Here is a 15,839-nt window from a genome sequence, read left to right as displayed (position 1 = left end):
CGGCCGCGTTTGATGATACGGATTGTCCCGATACCGGTCAGAGTTGCTATGGGTGATCGCAACGATCCAAAGCTTTGACGATATCCAGAAAGCCGTTACAAAGCGGCGTGACCGCTCTCGATCAGGTCGTTCCGCCAGTTTTTGTCATTATGCCTCACGCTGTCAAAATATTGGGCGATGCTGTCGAACCAGTTGGAAACCATACATCATAAAAGGCCATATCCCTCACATGCACGGTAGGCGAAACTGCTGACCAAAGTGATCCATCCGCTTGGGGTAGTGCTGTATTTTTGCCAGCAATGGGCACAACCGTTTGCCCGGGGCACAGGGGGCTGCAAAATTGGGGGTAATTTGTCGCCGACTTCCGCGAAATGAAATCGCTCGCTTTGAAGGTGTCGGGCGAAATTGCGCAGATTGAAGTGGCGCAGAGACCACGTTTGCAGACATTTTTGGTCTTTGCCAGTTACCTATACGGTGCCGACTTGGCACATCAAACCGCGCCCTTTCGCAAGGCGCTGCCGTACTTGCCGCTCACGGGCGGTTCGTGATGCCGCCGTTGACGTTTCCAGTCAGAAAGCTCCATCAAATCGCGGATATCATCAATTTCCTTTTGAGGAATGCCCAAAGCCGCAATCTCTTTGTCGGTGAGACCACTGACGAAGCCATCAATCACGATATCCACAATGCTGTAGTCATGTCCAATGCCGAACTCGTCAGTCACGCCCTTTGCCATATCAGGGGAGGGAAGCTGGGTGCATACCGGCTTCGGTAGTTCAAGCGCCTGTGCCAACTGGCGCACTTGTGTCTTAAAGAGGCCGCTCAAGGGTTGGTAATCCAGATCATCAATACCATCCTTCACAAACCACCCCACTGCGCATTCCGAGAAATTGGCAGCGCCGATCAGAGAGAGGCTTCTCTCTTGAGCCATCCGTTCCAGAATTTCGCGACGGAACGTGTGGCGTTGTGAAAATCCAAAATCGACATGGTGCATCGTCAGTCCAAATAGTAGCCTCTTGTACCATGGCCTCAAGACTTCCCCCCGACCCACACGAAGCGTGGACTTGAATGGTGTTTCGCCACAGATCAAAAGATAGCTGCCTGCGCTAAGCCTTGCCACGATAGTAGAAAGCCTCAGGAGTTTGATGAACAGTGGCTTGTAGACGCCCCGGTTCTGTATTTCCCGGGTTATATCTATCACCTCCAACTCGATTTTGAGATGTTTGGCCACGAGATGGGCGTTGGCGGCTATTGATTGATCGCTGTCATGATCGAAGAGATAGACCAATGTTACATGATCAGAACCCAAGGCCCTCACGGCCAGGGCTGCCAATACCGACGAGTCCAGCCCGCCGCTAAGGCCCAGAACGACCCCCTTCGTTCCCTCACGCTCAATATGGTGGGCAATATCACGACAGATGGCGTCTATTGCCTGCTCCGCATCGATTCCCAGATCTGGCACGTTTTTTCCTTTTGCGCTTTCAAAGGACTGCGTTTGGCAAGAATTTCATTGATGTTATTCCGGCATTCACGGTCATATTGTCCTGCTTATGCAGGCTGTATCAGAATGGCAGTCGCGACATTGATGCTGGTCAATCGTAGGTGCCGACAGACAATCATCTTCCTGCCGCAGACACACAGGATAGAACAGGCAACCTGACAATGCCGAACAGTGCGATGTTATCGCTTCATTGGCCAATCATAGGCTATGTCAGCGAGGACAAGACGGTCGAGCCTATCGCCTGCGCGTCAGCTCCCGATAATGCGCAGGAGGCGATACACCGATCCGGTCAGCCACGTTAATCCACTCACGCTTCGGCGGCGCGCCGTTCAGATCCAGTCATACATCGCGCACGAGACCGGCGTCTATAACGACACCTCCGGTGAACCTGTGAACAGACATGCGCACTGTCACATGCTCGCGTACCAGAAGTCCGACATGACGGGCTGGCTCAAGGTCGCGTGATAACGTTCTGGCTGTATTTCAGGTTTCGGCGCGTTTTAATTACTGACAAACTATGTACAGACGGCGCTGCAAAAGTTGAATTTTTTCCCGGCGTCGCTCTTCGATCCCTCTAGTGACTGAACAACCGACGCGGCAGCGAGAACGGGGGAGAAAGCGGTTAAAATCGGCGGGATATTTGCACCGATTTCTGTGTATTCACGCTCCTAAACCAAAACCTCGACCTTCTCCTGCTCTCCCACCCCGAACACCCGTTTGTACCGTGCGATTTCGTCGGCTGGACCCATTGCCTTGTTGGGGTTGTCGCTGAGTTTCACGGTGGGTTTGCCGTTTGCCGCGACTGCTTTACAGACCAGTGAAAACGGGGCAAGTCCGTCGTTTGTCACAAGCCCTTTGAAATCGTTTGTCAGCATGGTCCCCCAGCCGAACGAGACCCGGCAGCGGCCTGCGAATTGTTCTTGCAACTCGATGATCTTGTCCACGTCAAGCCCATCGGAAAATATGACCAGCTTCTCGCGGGGGTCCTCACCCAGTGATTTCCACCAGTTGATCGCCCGCTCGGCCCCTGTCGCAGGGTCGCCGCTGTCGACCCTGATGCCCGTCCAACCGGCCAGCCATTCCGGCGCGCCCGCCAGAAACTGCGGTGTGCCGTATGTGTCGGGCAGGATGATCCGCAGGTTGCCGTCATGTTCTTCGTGCCAGTCGGCCAATACGTCATAGGGGGCCTGCCGCAGGGCGTCGTCACTGTCGGCCAGCGCGGCATAGACCATGGGCAACTCGTGGGCATTGGTCCCAATCGCCTCGATCTCGCGCATCATGGCGATCCGGCAATTGGATGTGCCCGTGAAATTGTCGCCCAGCCCTTCCATCATCGCCTGCACGCACCAGTCCTGCCACAAATAGCTGTGCCGCCGCCGGGTGCCAAAATCGGCAAGACGCAAATCGGGAATGGGCCGCAGCTGTTCCACCTTTTCCCACAGTTTGGTCATGGCGCGGGCATAGAGCACCTGCAATTCGAACTTGCCCATATCCTTGAGTACAGCGCGGCTACGCAGCTCCATGATGACCGCGAGGGCGGGGATTTCCCACAACATGACCTCGGGCCATGTGCCTTCGAATGTCAGTTCATATTGCCCGTCTTTCTTTTCCAACTGATACGGGGGCAATTGCAGGTTCTCGAACCATTCCATGAAAGCGGGCGTGAACATCTGCCGTTTGCCATAGAAGGTATTGCCGCGCAGCCATGTGCTTTCGCCCCGCGTCAGGCGCAGGGTGCGGATATGGTCAAGCTGTTCGCGCAACTCGGCTTCGTCTACCAGTTCGGCCAGCCGGATGGATTTGGTCCGGTTGATCAGACTGAATGTCACTTGGGTGTCGCGTTTGTTGCGAAACACCGACTGGCACATCAGCAGTTTATAGAAATCCGTATCAATGAGCGACCGCACAATCGGGTCGATCTTCCATTTGTGATTCCAGACGCGGGTGGCGATATCGACCATGGTACAATGTCCTCAAACTTTATGCGGTTAGACCAAGGCAGGCGGGCCATGGCAAGGGCAGCCGTCATTATGGGAATGCATACCTTGTCTGGTGGTCTGCTGCGTGTCAGCCTGTTGGCATATGCATGAAAGGGCCTTTGCGATGCGCAATCTGATCCGACTGATTTTTGTTGTTTTAGCGTGTGTTACAGGGGGGCAGGTCTTTGCAGACGACCCGGTCGCGCCGAGTCGCACCGTCTATCTGCGCAACATTGATCTGGCAGGCACCGACCTTGCGCAAATATTTGATACAACGTTCGAGGCCTGTCAGGCCGCCTGTCTGAACAACAGCAGTTGCGAAGCTTTCACGTTCAACCAGCGTTCGAACGCCTGTTTCCCCAAGAAGGATATCACCGGAACATCCGAATTTGCGGGCGCTTTATCTGGCTATGTTGTCGCCACGGACCCGCGTGTTCTGGCAGGTGCAAAAGCGCGCGCGGACGAATTGGCATTTCTTGGAGCCTCGGACCTCGCATCGGCTGACAGTTTGTTTCGATTGTCCAACCAGCCGCCTCGCAATATCCGTCCGCGCCAGAATGCCGCATTGGTCCAAGCCCAGCGATCTGACCTGTCGGTGGACTGGCTTGCCTTTGCCCGGACAGCCGATGTTGCAGACACACCTATTCGTGGGCTTGTCATGCCGGCCCTTGTCCGCGCTTATCTGACGTCGCTTGATGGTGTGACACGGCGCAATGCGGTGCTGGCCATTGCAAACCGTCTGGAAGATCAGGGGCGCGGCCGCAGTACGATTGACGCACTTCGTCTGGCGCAGGCGCTGGATTTTACACCGCAAACCCAGGACGCGCTGGACAAAGCAATCGCAAAGTACGGGTTTCGGGTGGTCGATACCACTGTTGAAAGTGACAGCGCCAGCCCGCGGATCTGTGCGATCTTCAGCGAAGATCTGATTCAGGCGGGCACCGATTATGCGCCGTTTGTCCAGCTGCCCGACCCGCAATTGGTCGTCGAGACCCGCGATAACCGGCTTTGCGTCGTAGGCGTGGAGCATGGCAGCCGCTACCGTATCGTTGTGCGCGATGGCTTGCCCTCTGCCAGTGGCGAAAAGACTCTCAAACCTGCTGAACTGACCCTTTATGTGCGCGACCGGTCCCCTGCGGTGCGCTTTGTCAGCCGCGCTTACGTGCTGCCCCGTGTCGGTGATGTCGGCATTCCGGTCGAAACGGTGAATTTGACCGAACTTGCCCTGACCCTTGCCCGCGTCGATGACCGCAACCTGATGCGCACGATCCAGTCTGGCCTGATGGGCAGGTCCATCTCGCGCTACGGCAATGGCACCTTGTCCGATGAAATCGGGGTGCAGGTCTGGTCAGGCAACGCTGACGTGGCACAAGAGTTGAACCGCGATATGCTGACCCGCCTGCCTTTGGGTGACGTGTTGCGCGGTGAACCTGCGGGACTTTATGCCCTGACAGCGGCCAGCAGTGACGGCAATCGCGATATTCCGGCGACGACGCAATGGTTTGTGTTGTCCGACCTTGGGGTGGCCACATACCTTGGCAATGACGGGCTGACGGTTGCCGTGCGCTCGCTCGCCAGCGCTGATGCGACCCCGCAGGCTGAAGTGACATTGCTTTCGCGCAGCAATGGCATTCTTGGCACGACAACGACGGACGATGATGGTGTTGCCCGTTTTCCCGAGGGGCTGACGCGGGGCACAGGGGGCAATGCGCCAGCACTGGTGACTGTCGCCGATGGCCCGGACATGACCTATTTGTCACTGACAGACCCTGCCTTTGATCTGTCTGATCGCGGGGTTGAAGGGCGCGAACCAAGCCCGCCGATTGATGTGTTTCTGGCCACAGATCGCGGGGCCTACCGCGCCGGCGACACAATTCATGTGACAGGTTTGATGCGCGACCAGACGGCGCTGGGCCTGACGGGTATTCCGTTGACCGCCGTGCTGACCCGCCCTGACAGGGTGGAATACAGCCGCGTCACTTCGGCTGTAGACAGCGCGGGCGGCCATGTCTTTGCCCTGCCTGTCGCATCCACGGTCCCGCGCGGCACATGGAAAATCGCCGTTCATGTGGACGAAGATGCGGGACCGCTGGCTGATACAACCGTGCTGGTCGAGGATTTCCTGCCAGAGCGCATCGACTTTGACCTGTCCCTGCCCGATGAAATCCGGCTGGGGGATGTGCCCGATTTGCAGGTCGAAGCGCGCTATCTGTTTGGTGCCATCGGTGCCGGGCTGGATGTCGAGGGCGAGGCGCTGTTGCGTCCGTCTCGCGCGCTTGACGGCTATCCGGGCTTCCGTTTTGGACAATATGACGCCGGATTTGACCCGCAACTGACCTATCTTGAAAGCGCCACAACCGACGCTGCTGGTGTTGCCAGCCTGCCCATAGACCTGCCAGAGGTCAGTGCGGGCCAGCCGCTTGAACTGCGGGTGACGGCGCGGGTCAAAGAAGGCTCTGGTCGTCCGGTCGAGCGGCAGATCACGTCACCTGTGCTGCCGAACCAGCCGATGATCGGTATCAAGCCGTTGTTTGACGGGGTGATCGCCGAGGATAGCAGCGCACCGTTTGAATTAATCGGCCTGAATCCGGACTTGTCGCCCGCTGATATGCCCGTGCAATGGACCATCAGCAAGGTCAACACCCGCTATCAATGGTATTCACTGGACGGGCGTTGGGATTGGGAACCGATCACTACCCGCACTACGGTGGCGTCTGGTCAGGGCACGCTTGGTGATGTGCCGCTGCGTGTTGCGGGCAACGTGACATGGGGCCACCACGAAATCGTGGTCGAGTCTGTCGGGGCCGAATATCATGTTGCCTCGACCGATTTCTACGCGGGCTGGTATGCGCCCGCGACAGTCGATGAAACGCCAGATTTGCTGGAGGCTTCGCTTGACGCGGAAAGCTATGCTGTGGGCGATACGGCGACATTCCGCATTGTCCCGCGTTACGAAGGAAACGCAGTTGTGACAGTCATGTCGGACCGGCTGATTACGATGAAGACGGTTCCTGTGACGACGGGTGAAAACCTGATCACCCTGCCGGTGACCGAAGAATGGGGGGCCGGTGCCTATGTCAGCGCATCAGTGATCCGGCCCATGGATGTTGACGCCAAACGCAACCCCGCCCGTGCGTTGGGGCTGGGCTATGCGCAGGTCGATCCGGGCGACAAGGCACTGAACCTGTCCTTGACTGCGCCAGACGTGATGGAACCCCGCGCGCCCATCAATATCGGTGTGCAGGTCGACGGGGTGCAACCGGGTGAGGTCGCTTTTGTCACCCTTGCCGCCGTTGATCTGGGGATTCTGAACCTGACCGGATTTCAGTCCCCCGACCCGCAGGACCATTACTTCGGCCAGCGCAAGCTGGGCGTCGAACTGCGCGATGTTTACGGCCGCCTGATCGACGGGCTGAACGGGTCCATGGGCAATATCCGCTCTGGCGGGGATGCCGTGGCGCAATCCGGCATGCAAAGCCCGCCACCGACCGAGGAACTTGTGACCTTCTTCACGGGCCCGGTGCAGGTTGATGGCAATGGGCAGGCACAGATCAATTTTGATGTGCCAGCCTTTAACGGCACGTTGCGGCTGATGGCGATTGCATGGTCTGAAACGGGTGTCGGTCAGGCAGAACGGGACGTGATTGTGCGCGATCCTGTGGTGGTGACAGCCAGCGTGCCCCGTTTTCTTGCGCCAGGCGACCAAAGCCGGATGCTGCTTGAAATTGTCCATGCAGATGGGCCCGCAGGCGAAATGGCCATCGGTGTCACCGGCGAGGGCCTGCGGGTGGTGCCGCAAATCCCCGATACATTCACGCTGCCACAAGGCGGAAAGGCTGTGTTCGAGGTCCCAATCATCGCCCTCGACCCCGGCAATCACACGATAGAACTCGTGCTGATTACACCCGACGGACGGCGCATGACCAAGGAACTGACGGTGCCAGTGGTGGTCAATGACCCTCAGGTCAGCCGGATCAGCCGCTTTACTCTGGCCGCCGGAAGCACTTTCAGCTTTGACGACAATGTCTTTGACGGGCTGCAATTCGGCACTGGCCGGGCCACGCTATCTGCGGGGCCGTTGGCGCGGCTTGATGCGCCGGGGCTTTTGTCGGCGCTCGACCGCTATCCCTATGGCTGCACCGAACAGATGACATCGCGGGCGATGCCGCTGTTGTACCTGAGCGGTGTGGCCACCGCGATGGGTCTGACCAGTCCCAATGACATTGACGAAAGAATCGCGCAGTTCATCACGCAGATTACGGCAAACCAGTCTGCCAACGGGGCGTTTGGGCTGTGGCGGCCCGGCTCTGGCGATATGTGGCTTGATGCATATGTCACCGACTTCCTGAGCCGCGCGCGCGCCGAAGGGTACAGTGTGCCCGATGTGGCATATGACAATGCAGTCATTAATTTGCGCAACCGGGTGAATTACTATCCCGACTTTGACGATGGCGGGCGTGATCTGGCCTATGCCCTGTTCGTGCTGGCACGCGAAGGGGCGGCAGCGGTCAGTGATCTGCGGTACTATGCCGATGAAAAAGCGAGCGCCTTTGACTCGCCGCTGGCCTTGGCGCAAATCGGGGCGGCACTGGCGCAATATGGCGACCAGCAGCGTGCGGACGCGATGTTCGCCCGTGCAGGCCGCGCACTTCAGGCACGGTTTGACAGGGAAGAGGCCCTGCTGTGGCGCGGCGACTATGGCACCAACCGGCGCGACGCTGCCGGTATTCTGGCGCTTGCGGTTGAGGCAGGCAGCAATGCCGTCAACCGCAATGATCTGCTGGTCAAAGTCGGGAACAACGCCAGCCGTGCGTCCACGCAAGAGGCCGCATGGACACTGCTGGCCGCCAAAGCATTGATTGACGATTTGCGTGGCACGGGTTTGACCGTGGACGGCCAACGCCCTGATGGGCCAATTGTGCAATTGCGTGATGCGCAGACAGGGGCAGCACCGGTGGCGATTGCCAATGGCGGCACCACAGCGACCGAAATTACCGTAACCACCTTTGGTGTGCCCATCGTGCCCGAACCTGCGGGTGGGAATGGCTATGCGATCCGGCGGGCTTATTACACGTTCGATGGACGCGACGCCGATCTTACCAATGTGGCTGCGGGCACGCGCCTTGTCACCGTGCTGACAGTTGTGCCCTTTGGACGGCAAGAGGCCCGATTGATGGTCGATGATCCGCTGCCAGCAGGGTTCGAAATTGATAATCCCAATCTGATGTCAGGCGGCGATGTGCCATTGCTCGAAGGGCTCAATCTGGCGGGCACCCAAAATGCAGAGTTCCGCACTGATCGTTTTCTGGCAGCAGTCGATTGGCGCTCTGACAAGCCATTTCAACTGGCCTATGTGGTGCGGGCTGTGTCGCCGGGGCGGTTCCATCACCCGGCAGCCTCGGTCGAGGATATGTACCGGCCGCAGATGCGCGCAAATACGGATACAACCGCTGTGACGATCACCAAGTGACACGGTGGCTGATCACCCTTGCCATGTGCCTTTGGGTCGGGGCCATCGGGCGCGACAGGGTGGACGCTTGGGTGGATGCAACCGTGCTGCCTGACCTCGCGACCGAGGTCAGCACACAGGTACTTGATCGCAATGGCGACCTGTTGCGCGCCTATACCGTGGCTGACGGGCGCTGGCGGTTGCCGGTGACGCCTGATGCGGTTGATCCGGCCTATTTGCGGATGCTGATCCGGTTCGAGGACAAACGCTTCTTCCGCCATAACGGTGTCGATCCCGTTGCAATGCTGCGCGCTGCCGGGCAGGCGCTGTGGCAGGGTAAATTCATCTCTGGTGGGTCAACCCTGACCATGCAGGTGGCGCGCTTGCTTGAGGATGGCAGCACAGGGCGCTGGGCGGGCAAGTTGCGCCAGATCAGGGTTGCGCTGGCACTGGAACGGATCTTGACCAAGGACCAGATCCTGACGCTTTACCTGAACCATGCGCCCTTTGGCGGCAATATCGAAGGGGTGCGCGCGGCGTCATACGCCTATTTCGACCGCCCGCCGCGATTGCTGACACCGGGGCAGGCGGCATTGCTCGTGGCTTTGCCGCAATCACCAGAAGCACGCAGGCCCGACCGTTTCCCTGACACTGCGGCGGTGGCGCGCGACAGGGTGCTGGCCCGCCTTGGTAGCGACGCCCTTGCTGAACATATCGACCAGACGCGGCACCGGTTGCCGCAGATCGCGCCGCATCTGGCCGACCGCGCCCGTGTCGCTGACCCAGCAGCAAGCCAACTGACGCTGACAGTTGATCGGGACCTGCAACGCGCCCTTGAACAGCTTGCATCAGATGCGGTGGCGGGCCGTTCTGACAATGTGCAGACCGCGATGATTGTGGCAGACCACCAAAGCGGCGAAATCCTTGCCCATATCGGATCATCCGCCTACAGCGCGGACGGGCGCGGCGGGTTTATTGACCTGACACAAGCGGTGCGGTCACCGGGATCGACGCTAAAACCACTGGTCTACGGTCTGGGGTTTGATCGCGGGTTGATCCATCCTGAAACGCTCATTGCCGACAGGCCCACCGACTTTGACGGCTACGCACCGCAGAACTTTGACGGGCTGTACCGGGGTGAATTGCGGGTCCGGACGGCGTTACAGCAGTCGCTGAATATTCCGGCGGTATCCGTCACGCAGGCGCTGGGGCCTTATCATCTGATGGCGGCCCTACGCAGGGCAGGGACGGACCCGCAACTGCCCTCGGGCGCGCCCGGTCTTGCCGTGGCACTGGGCGGGGTCGGGATAAGCTTGCAAGACCTTGTGCAGCTTTACGCAGGGATCGCCAATGGCGGTCAGGCCGTTGATCTGCGCTGGCGTGCGCAGGCCCCGGCACATGACCACGCCCGGCGCATCATGAACCGGGCCGCGGCATGGCATCTTGCCGATATCTTGCAGAACACGCCGCGCCCGCTTGGGGTCAAGGGGACAGGGATCGCGTTCAAGACGGGGACGTCCTATGGGCACCGCGATGCCTGGGCAATCGGGTTTGACGGCAGGCATGTGGTAGGGGTCTGGATGGGTCAGCCCGACGGCACGCCGGTGCCCGGTGCCTTTGGTGGTGATCTGGCAGCACCCGTGATGTTTGCAGCATTTGCGCGCACGAAATCTGTGATTGACCCGATCATGCCGCCCCCGCCAGACACGCTGATCATCGGCACCGCGGAACTGCCAGCACATCTGCAATATTTCGGCAATACGCGTGCTCTGCAACCGAACCTGCCAGCGATAAGTTTTCCGCCCGAGGGTGCGATCCTTGAAGGGGAGCGGCTGACGCTGAAAGTGCGCGACGGAACAGGCCCCTATGTGTGGCTGGCGAACGGGCAACCGGTCGCCCGGACGCATCGCAATCAGGTTGATATCGCGTCCCCCGGTGTCGGGTTTTCGTCGCTGACGGTGATAGATGCCCACGGCAGGTCCGATACCGCGCACGTCCGGTTCCAATGACTACTTGTTCGCCTCTGTCACACCCGTTGTAATCAATGATGGGGAAATCTGCGAAATCACGCGGCCCCAGCGGGTAATCGGCTGTTCAGCCACGAAAATCAGGTCATTCGGGCGCAGTTCGAACATTGTCGCCAGAGTGAAATTGGTCACATCGCGGCCATCCAACTGCCATGCGGTGACGGGCGTACTGCCTGCGCGGCGCAATACGTAAATCTGCGACACATCACCGGTTTCAATTGGCACGCCGTTGCCTGCTTCAAACAGAGCGTCGGCCAATGTCACGCGCTGCTCAAACGGGAGCGGATAGCGGGCCTGCACGCCAACCTCGCCAAACAAATACACATGATCGCGGCGGACGGCCCCCATCGCGTCGCGGGCGACAAAGCTTTCGCGGGCTTCTGTCAGTTCATCCCTGCGCAATGCCACTTGGGTGGTTAGATTGCGCAAGGCCAGTTCGCGCGCCTGCTGTTGAACCTCAGCACGGCTGATCTGCTGTTCAAAATAGGCCTGTGCGCGCGTCAGGTCGGTGCCCGCATCGACGTGGATGCTGTCGCCATCCAGCAGGCGCAGTCGTTGCAGGTCCGGGCTGCCAAGGTACTGCGCGACAGGGATTTGATACAGTGTGCCATCGCGGTAAAGCCGCAGGGCACCGGTATCCTGATCCGTCAGGCGAAGCCCGCCTGCATGGGCAAGTGCTTCGCTCAGATACAGCGGGGTCAGCGTGATGGGCACCACAGCCGGTGTTGTGACCGCGCCGCCGACAGCCACCTTACGGGCATTGAAAGTTGCAATCTCAAGACTGAAGGTCGGATCAAGCTGGTTTTCGACAAGTCGCTGGAACAGAACGGCCTCGGCCTCTTGCAGGTTCTGGCCCGCCATGTCGATGCGGCCCACGTTGGGAATGTTGATCGCGCCATCATCTTGCACCACAAACCCCTGTTGGTTGCTTTCCGGCGACATCAGGCCGGAGAGTTGTTCTATCGCCCCGTCAGGACTTGGGGTGGCAAGTTGCAGGATGTCGCCAACACCGATCTTGTAGGGGCCGGGATCAGGCTTCGGCGGTAAATTGGCACGCAGCGGTCTTTGGGGGCTTGGGGCGGGCGGCAGATCGGGTAGCGCACCTGCCCCTTGCATGTTTCCCCCCGTCCCCGCGGTCTGCCGAAACGCAGCAGGAAGCGCGCGCGGCTGGTATCCGCTCTGGTTTGCTGCCGCAACGGATTGGGCGGTCATCGGAATGATCGCGACCTGCGGCCCACTCTTGACGTCAGGGCTTTGGTAAAACGTGCCGCAATTTGTCAGCAACCATGCAAAAAGAACAAGAACAATGGGGCGCAACCGGGATTCTCCTACCGCAGCGGACGCAAAGAGCGTGCGCGTCCAGAGCAATGCAGATTGGTGAATTATTGGTTAACAATCGCGAGAAAAGGTTAATTTTTCGCCTGTTATCGCGAAAGGCTGGCGTCCGCCCTGTCCCCGATATATGTCACCTGACCGACCAACTGGATCGCATTGCGCAAGGATGCCCCCGTTGCGCGCAGCATGTCGGGCAGGGTCATCCACTCCAGCGCCCATGCCGCACCGGACCGTTCCTGTTCATGGACAATGGCGTGATGCATCGCGGGAAGTTGGGTGGCGTTATAGCCGGCGAGTGTCACTAAAAGCTCTGCCACGATAGGGTTGTTCTTATGGGCCATGGCCGAAGATGACCCGCCGCCGGAAAGCTGAATGGATTCAATGCCCTGCTGGGCCATCAAGGCCACATCCTGCCCGAATTTTCCCAAGGTGCCGGTGACAAGCGACAGCGTGTTTGCCAGATCCGCCAAATCAGCGCGCATCGTATGCGGGGCCTTTGCGGGCAGTTGCAAACCCAGCATCTGTGCCATCCCTGCCGCGATATCGTCATTCATGCGGATACCAACGGGGCCGCCGATGCTAAGCACTATCACCGCCTGCGCGGAACGCCGGAGCCGGTCACGGTGGCTGGCCAATGGCATCTGCCATGTCGCGATGCGGTCAGCCACCGTAATCGGCAATGCCGCTTGCATCCGGGTGCGGCCCATCAAAGGGTTTGATCCGTGCCGCGCCGACAGTGCGCAAAGGTCATTGTCCAATGTGTCCAGGCGCGCAGCAAAATCATCAAGAACAGGTCGGAGACTCAGCACCAGCGCGGTATCAATCACATCCTGCGATGTCAGGCCGACATGCAGCGCATGGTGATGCTCTTGCGGCAGTTGTGCTTTGAGCAAGCGGATCATTGCAGGCACGACAAGCCCATCCTGCGTGACACCGGCAGTCAGCTCCTCGGGGGTGAGTTGGACATTGTCCAGCACGTCGCAAACTGCATCCGCATCAGCCTTTTCAATATCGCCAACTGCCAGTCGTGCCATCGTATAGGCCCGCTCTACCATCAACATCTGGGCAAGCTGTTTGTCCGCACCCAGCGCTGCGTTCGTGTCTGGATCACCAAACAGGCCGGACATCCATGGATGGGTAAACAGATCGGACACGCTGGCTGCTCCTACTTGGGGTGCAGCCATAATTGGCAGGGAAACAGCGAACATGCAATTGCAGGGGCCCGTGTGATCAGGCGCGCTATTCGTCGAGTTTGCCGTCGCGGTTCAGCAAATCAAACTTGCGCAACTTCACGTAAAGTGACTGCCGTGAGAGGCCAAGCATCTCGGCTGCGGCAACGCGATTGTTCATCGTCAACTCAACGGCTGTTTCGATGCACATTTTCTCAACCACATTGGTGGTTTCCGCCACAATATCCTTGAGACTGGCGCTGCCGACCAGTTCAACTGCGGATTTGAGGTTTTCGTCGCTTGTTGGGTTCATGCTGGGGCGCAACGGTTCGGACTGGCCAGCGGCCCTGATGACAAAGGCGAAGATCTGGTGGGTGCCTGCTGCCAGTTCGGTGGCTGATAGCTCGACCGCACGCGGGCTGCCATAGTCGCCCGCCATCTTGGTTGCATAACTGCGCATGCTTCCCGCCCGACCCGCATTTTCCGTCATAACCTTCAGGTCGATCCCGCCACGTTGCAGGTAGTCTGCCAGATTACGGCCGCGCAGGTCAGCATCATGTGCAGCATCAATCAGGTTCAGAAATGCTTCGTTTGCGGACAGTATTTCGCCGTTAGATAAAGCGAACACGATCGCGTCAGGGCCGTTATGGTACAGACCGCGAATATTGCGCGACAGATCATCAACCTGCTGGATTTCACTGTCGGCAGAGCTGATCAGGCAAAGCAATATCCGTTCGCCTGCCGCACGAAAGACCGTTGGCAGAATCTGAACGTCGGAGTTGGTGGCGGTGCATATTGTCTTGGTGACGCTACCGGGGTCGGTCATCGCGGTGCTGGCCAGAGTGTCAACCAGATCACCCCTCTTGGGTTTTGCAAAATGGGCGGAAAGCTGGGACCCGATTAACACTTCTCTCTTTGTGTTCATAAGATGTGCGGCAACCGGGTTTGCTTCGGTAATTTCGCCTGTGGATGCAGATACAAATGCGACCGCCTCGCGGGTGTTATCCATCAGGACCTTGAAACGGGTGTTGAATTCGCGCTGGGCTTCATAGTCGCGTTCAAGGGCAAGCTGTGCCTTGACCAACTGCTGCTGCATTTCCGCGATGGGGCGCAGGTCGCGACCGAGCAGCAAGACCGCACCGCCCGCACCAATGCGATGAAAGCTGTAGCGCACCGGAAATTCCGGTTTCGTGTCCGTCGCCTTGTGATTAAGCTCAATCGGTCGCACGGGTCCATCGTCCGACAAATATGCGGCAAGCCGCGCGTCAAACTTTCGGACGCTTTCGACGGTCAGTGCGGTTCGGATGTCCTGGCCGTCGACAATGTCAAGATCGCTGAAGTCGGTGTTGGTTGGATTGACAAGAACCGAAAGAACCTTGCCCGTTTCCGAAATCACAAGACCGATATCCGAGACTTCGGAAATGATGTCACCCAGTATCTCCGGGGCGATCAAAGGGATGGCGGCGCTATCCCAGTATTTGGCTCCCCGCGACGTCACGGGCGATGCGCCAGTGTGCTGCCCCGAGTCATCACTCAAGTCCCGCGCACTGGTCGAATTGCGCTGTTGCGTGTCTTTGCCCTCAGTCCGCACAGCTCAAGCGCCTCTTCTGGTGATTTCGTTGCATAGTCGGCGCCTGTCTTTACTGCCAGTTTTTGCCCTGTTTCCAGATCAATCAAAGAGCCGCCAATAACCACGGGTATCTCCTGGGCGGACGAGGACTTTATGAACCTAACGATTAATCGAAGAGATTCAAGGGTTTCACCGGGAGTCGCTGATATGAACACTGCATCATATATGCTGCGGCGGACACATTCCGCGATTTCATGACTGTTGGCATCAAGCAGAACGCGCACAGAAAAGCCTTTCCGACGCATCTGACCCGCCAAAACCATGGCCCCAAGCGTGTGATGGGCATTGCGCGGCACGATCAGCAAAATCGTTGGCGCGTCTGGGTCGGCGGCCTTGTCGCCCGACCAGTCCGGTCCCAGTTCCCGCAGCATGAATTGCAGACGTGCACCTGCAATGGTCACCGGCCCGAACCCCAGTTCATCATTGCACCAGTCATCCCCCAGCCTGCGCGAAATCTCTGGGATGTAATGATCCGCTATATCCTCGGCGGCGATACCTGCTGCCAGAGCGTCCTTTACCGCCTGACTGCACGCGACGCTATCAAGGCCAAGAGCCGCCTGTTGCATCATATTCAGAATGGGTTCGTCGAAGAGGGTGGGGCTTTGTGGAACCGCGTGCAAGTGAAGGGCCTGGCAACCTGTATGGGCCGCATCAATATCGCCGGGCATCTGCACTTGCACAGAGCGTTCGATTGATTGCTGGGCGTTTACGTTCCGATTAACGGCCATGCGTGCGTTCCTCTTGGCTGAACC

Annotated in this window: 8 protein-coding genes and 1 pseudogene; 2 read left to right on the top strand and 7 right to left on the bottom strand. The window is 58.7% G+C overall.

Annotation, left to right across the window (positions count from 1 at the left end):
* Nucleotides 1-2 precede the first annotated feature (2 nt).
* The 3 genes and pseudogenes from C8N45_RS24215 to pncB form a co-directional block, all read right to left on the bottom strand.
* Nucleotides 3-170 (bottom strand): annotated as a pseudogene (locus C8N45_RS24215) (transposase domain-containing protein); the annotation flags it as partial.
* Between the two features lie 320 nt (nt 171-490).
* On the bottom strand, nt 491-1,459 hold the full coding sequence (gene nadE, locus C8N45_RS07320) for an NAD(+) synthase (protein ID WP_108385556.1): 969 nt from the start codon (nt 1,457-1,459) through the stop codon (nt 491-493).
* A 707-nt stretch (nt 1,460-2,166) separates the two neighbouring features.
* Nucleotides 2,167-3,459 carry a nicotinate phosphoribosyltransferase gene (pncB, locus tag C8N45_RS07310; protein ID WP_108385554.1) on the bottom strand — a complete coding sequence of 431 codons (1,293 nt, stop codon included), beginning with the start codon at nt 3,457-3,459 and terminating at the stop codon, nt 2,167-2,169.
* Between the two features lie 142 nt (nt 3,460-3,601).
* Between pncB and C8N45_RS07305 the strand changes: the two genes are divergently transcribed.
* A complete protein-coding gene (locus C8N45_RS07305; RefSeq protein ID WP_108385769.1) occupies nt 3,602-8,947 on the top strand; it encodes an alpha-2-macroglobulin family protein in 5,346 nt (1,781 codons plus the stop codon).
* Nucleotides 8,948-8,970: 23 nt separating this feature from the next.
* Nucleotides 8,971-10,935 carry a penicillin-binding protein 1C gene (pbpC, locus tag C8N45_RS07300; RefSeq protein ID WP_108385553.1) on the top strand — a complete coding sequence of 655 codons (1,965 nt, stop codon included), beginning with the start codon at nt 8,971-8,973 and terminating at the stop codon, nt 10,933-10,935.
* Here pbpC and C8N45_RS07295 read toward each other — a convergent pair whose 3' ends face one another.
* The 4 genes from C8N45_RS07295 to C8N45_RS07280 all read right to left on the bottom strand — a co-directional run bounded on the left by C8N45_RS07295 (nt 10,936) and on the right by C8N45_RS07280 (nt 15,815).
* Nucleotides 10,936-12,270, bottom strand: a complete 1,335-nt coding sequence (locus C8N45_RS07295; protein WP_245882590.1) for a polysaccharide biosynthesis/export family protein — start codon at nt 12,268-12,270, stop codon at nt 10,936-10,938.
* Between the two features lie 107 nt (nt 12,271-12,377).
* Nucleotides 12,378-13,442, bottom strand: coding sequence for a 3-carboxy-cis,cis-muconate cycloisomerase (locus tag C8N45_RS07290; protein WP_245882589.1), 1,065 nt, complete (start codon nt 13,440-13,442; stop codon nt 12,378-12,380).
* Nucleotides 13,443-13,527: 85 nt separating this feature from the next.
* The gene (gene ppsR / locus C8N45_RS07285; RefSeq protein ID WP_245882588.1) at nt 13,528-14,994 is read right to left on the bottom strand and encodes a transcriptional regulator PpsR; all 1,467 of its coding nucleotides are present in this window, start codon (nt 14,992-14,994) and stop codon (nt 13,528-13,530) included.
* A complete protein-coding gene (locus C8N45_RS07280; protein ID WP_245882587.1) occupies nt 14,991-15,815 on the bottom strand; it encodes a cobalamin B12-binding domain-containing protein in 825 nt (274 codons plus the stop codon). The genes ppsR and C8N45_RS07280 overlap by 4 nt, the downstream gene beginning before the upstream one ends.
* Nucleotides 15,816-15,839 lie beyond the last annotated feature (24 nt).

Origin of the sequence: Yoonia sediminilitoris, from assembly GCF_003058085.1 — a bacterium.
In the GTDB taxonomy this organism is placed as follows: Bacteria; Pseudomonadota; Alphaproteobacteria; order Rhodobacterales; family Rhodobacteraceae; genus Yoonia; species Yoonia sediminilitoris.
This window is presented reverse-complemented; position numbering and strand designations above follow the sequence as displayed.

What these genes read in the sequence shown, in the direction of transcription:
- pncB (WP_108385554.1), bottom strand. Translation starts at nt 3,459, where the DNA reads ATGGTCGATATCGCCACCCGCGTCTGGAATCACAAATGGAAGATCGAC.
- C8N45_RS07305 (WP_108385769.1), top strand. Translation starts at nt 3,602, where the DNA reads ATGCGCAATCTGATCCGACTGATTTTTGTTGTTTTAGCGTGTGTTACA.
- pbpC (WP_108385553.1), top strand. Translation starts at nt 8,971, where the DNA reads ATGTGCCTTTGGGTCGGGGCCATCGGGCGCGACAGGGTGGACGCTTGG.
- C8N45_RS07280 (WP_245882587.1), bottom strand. Translation starts at nt 15,815, where the DNA reads ATGGCCGTTAATCGGAACGTAAACGCCCAGCAATCAATCGAACGCTCT.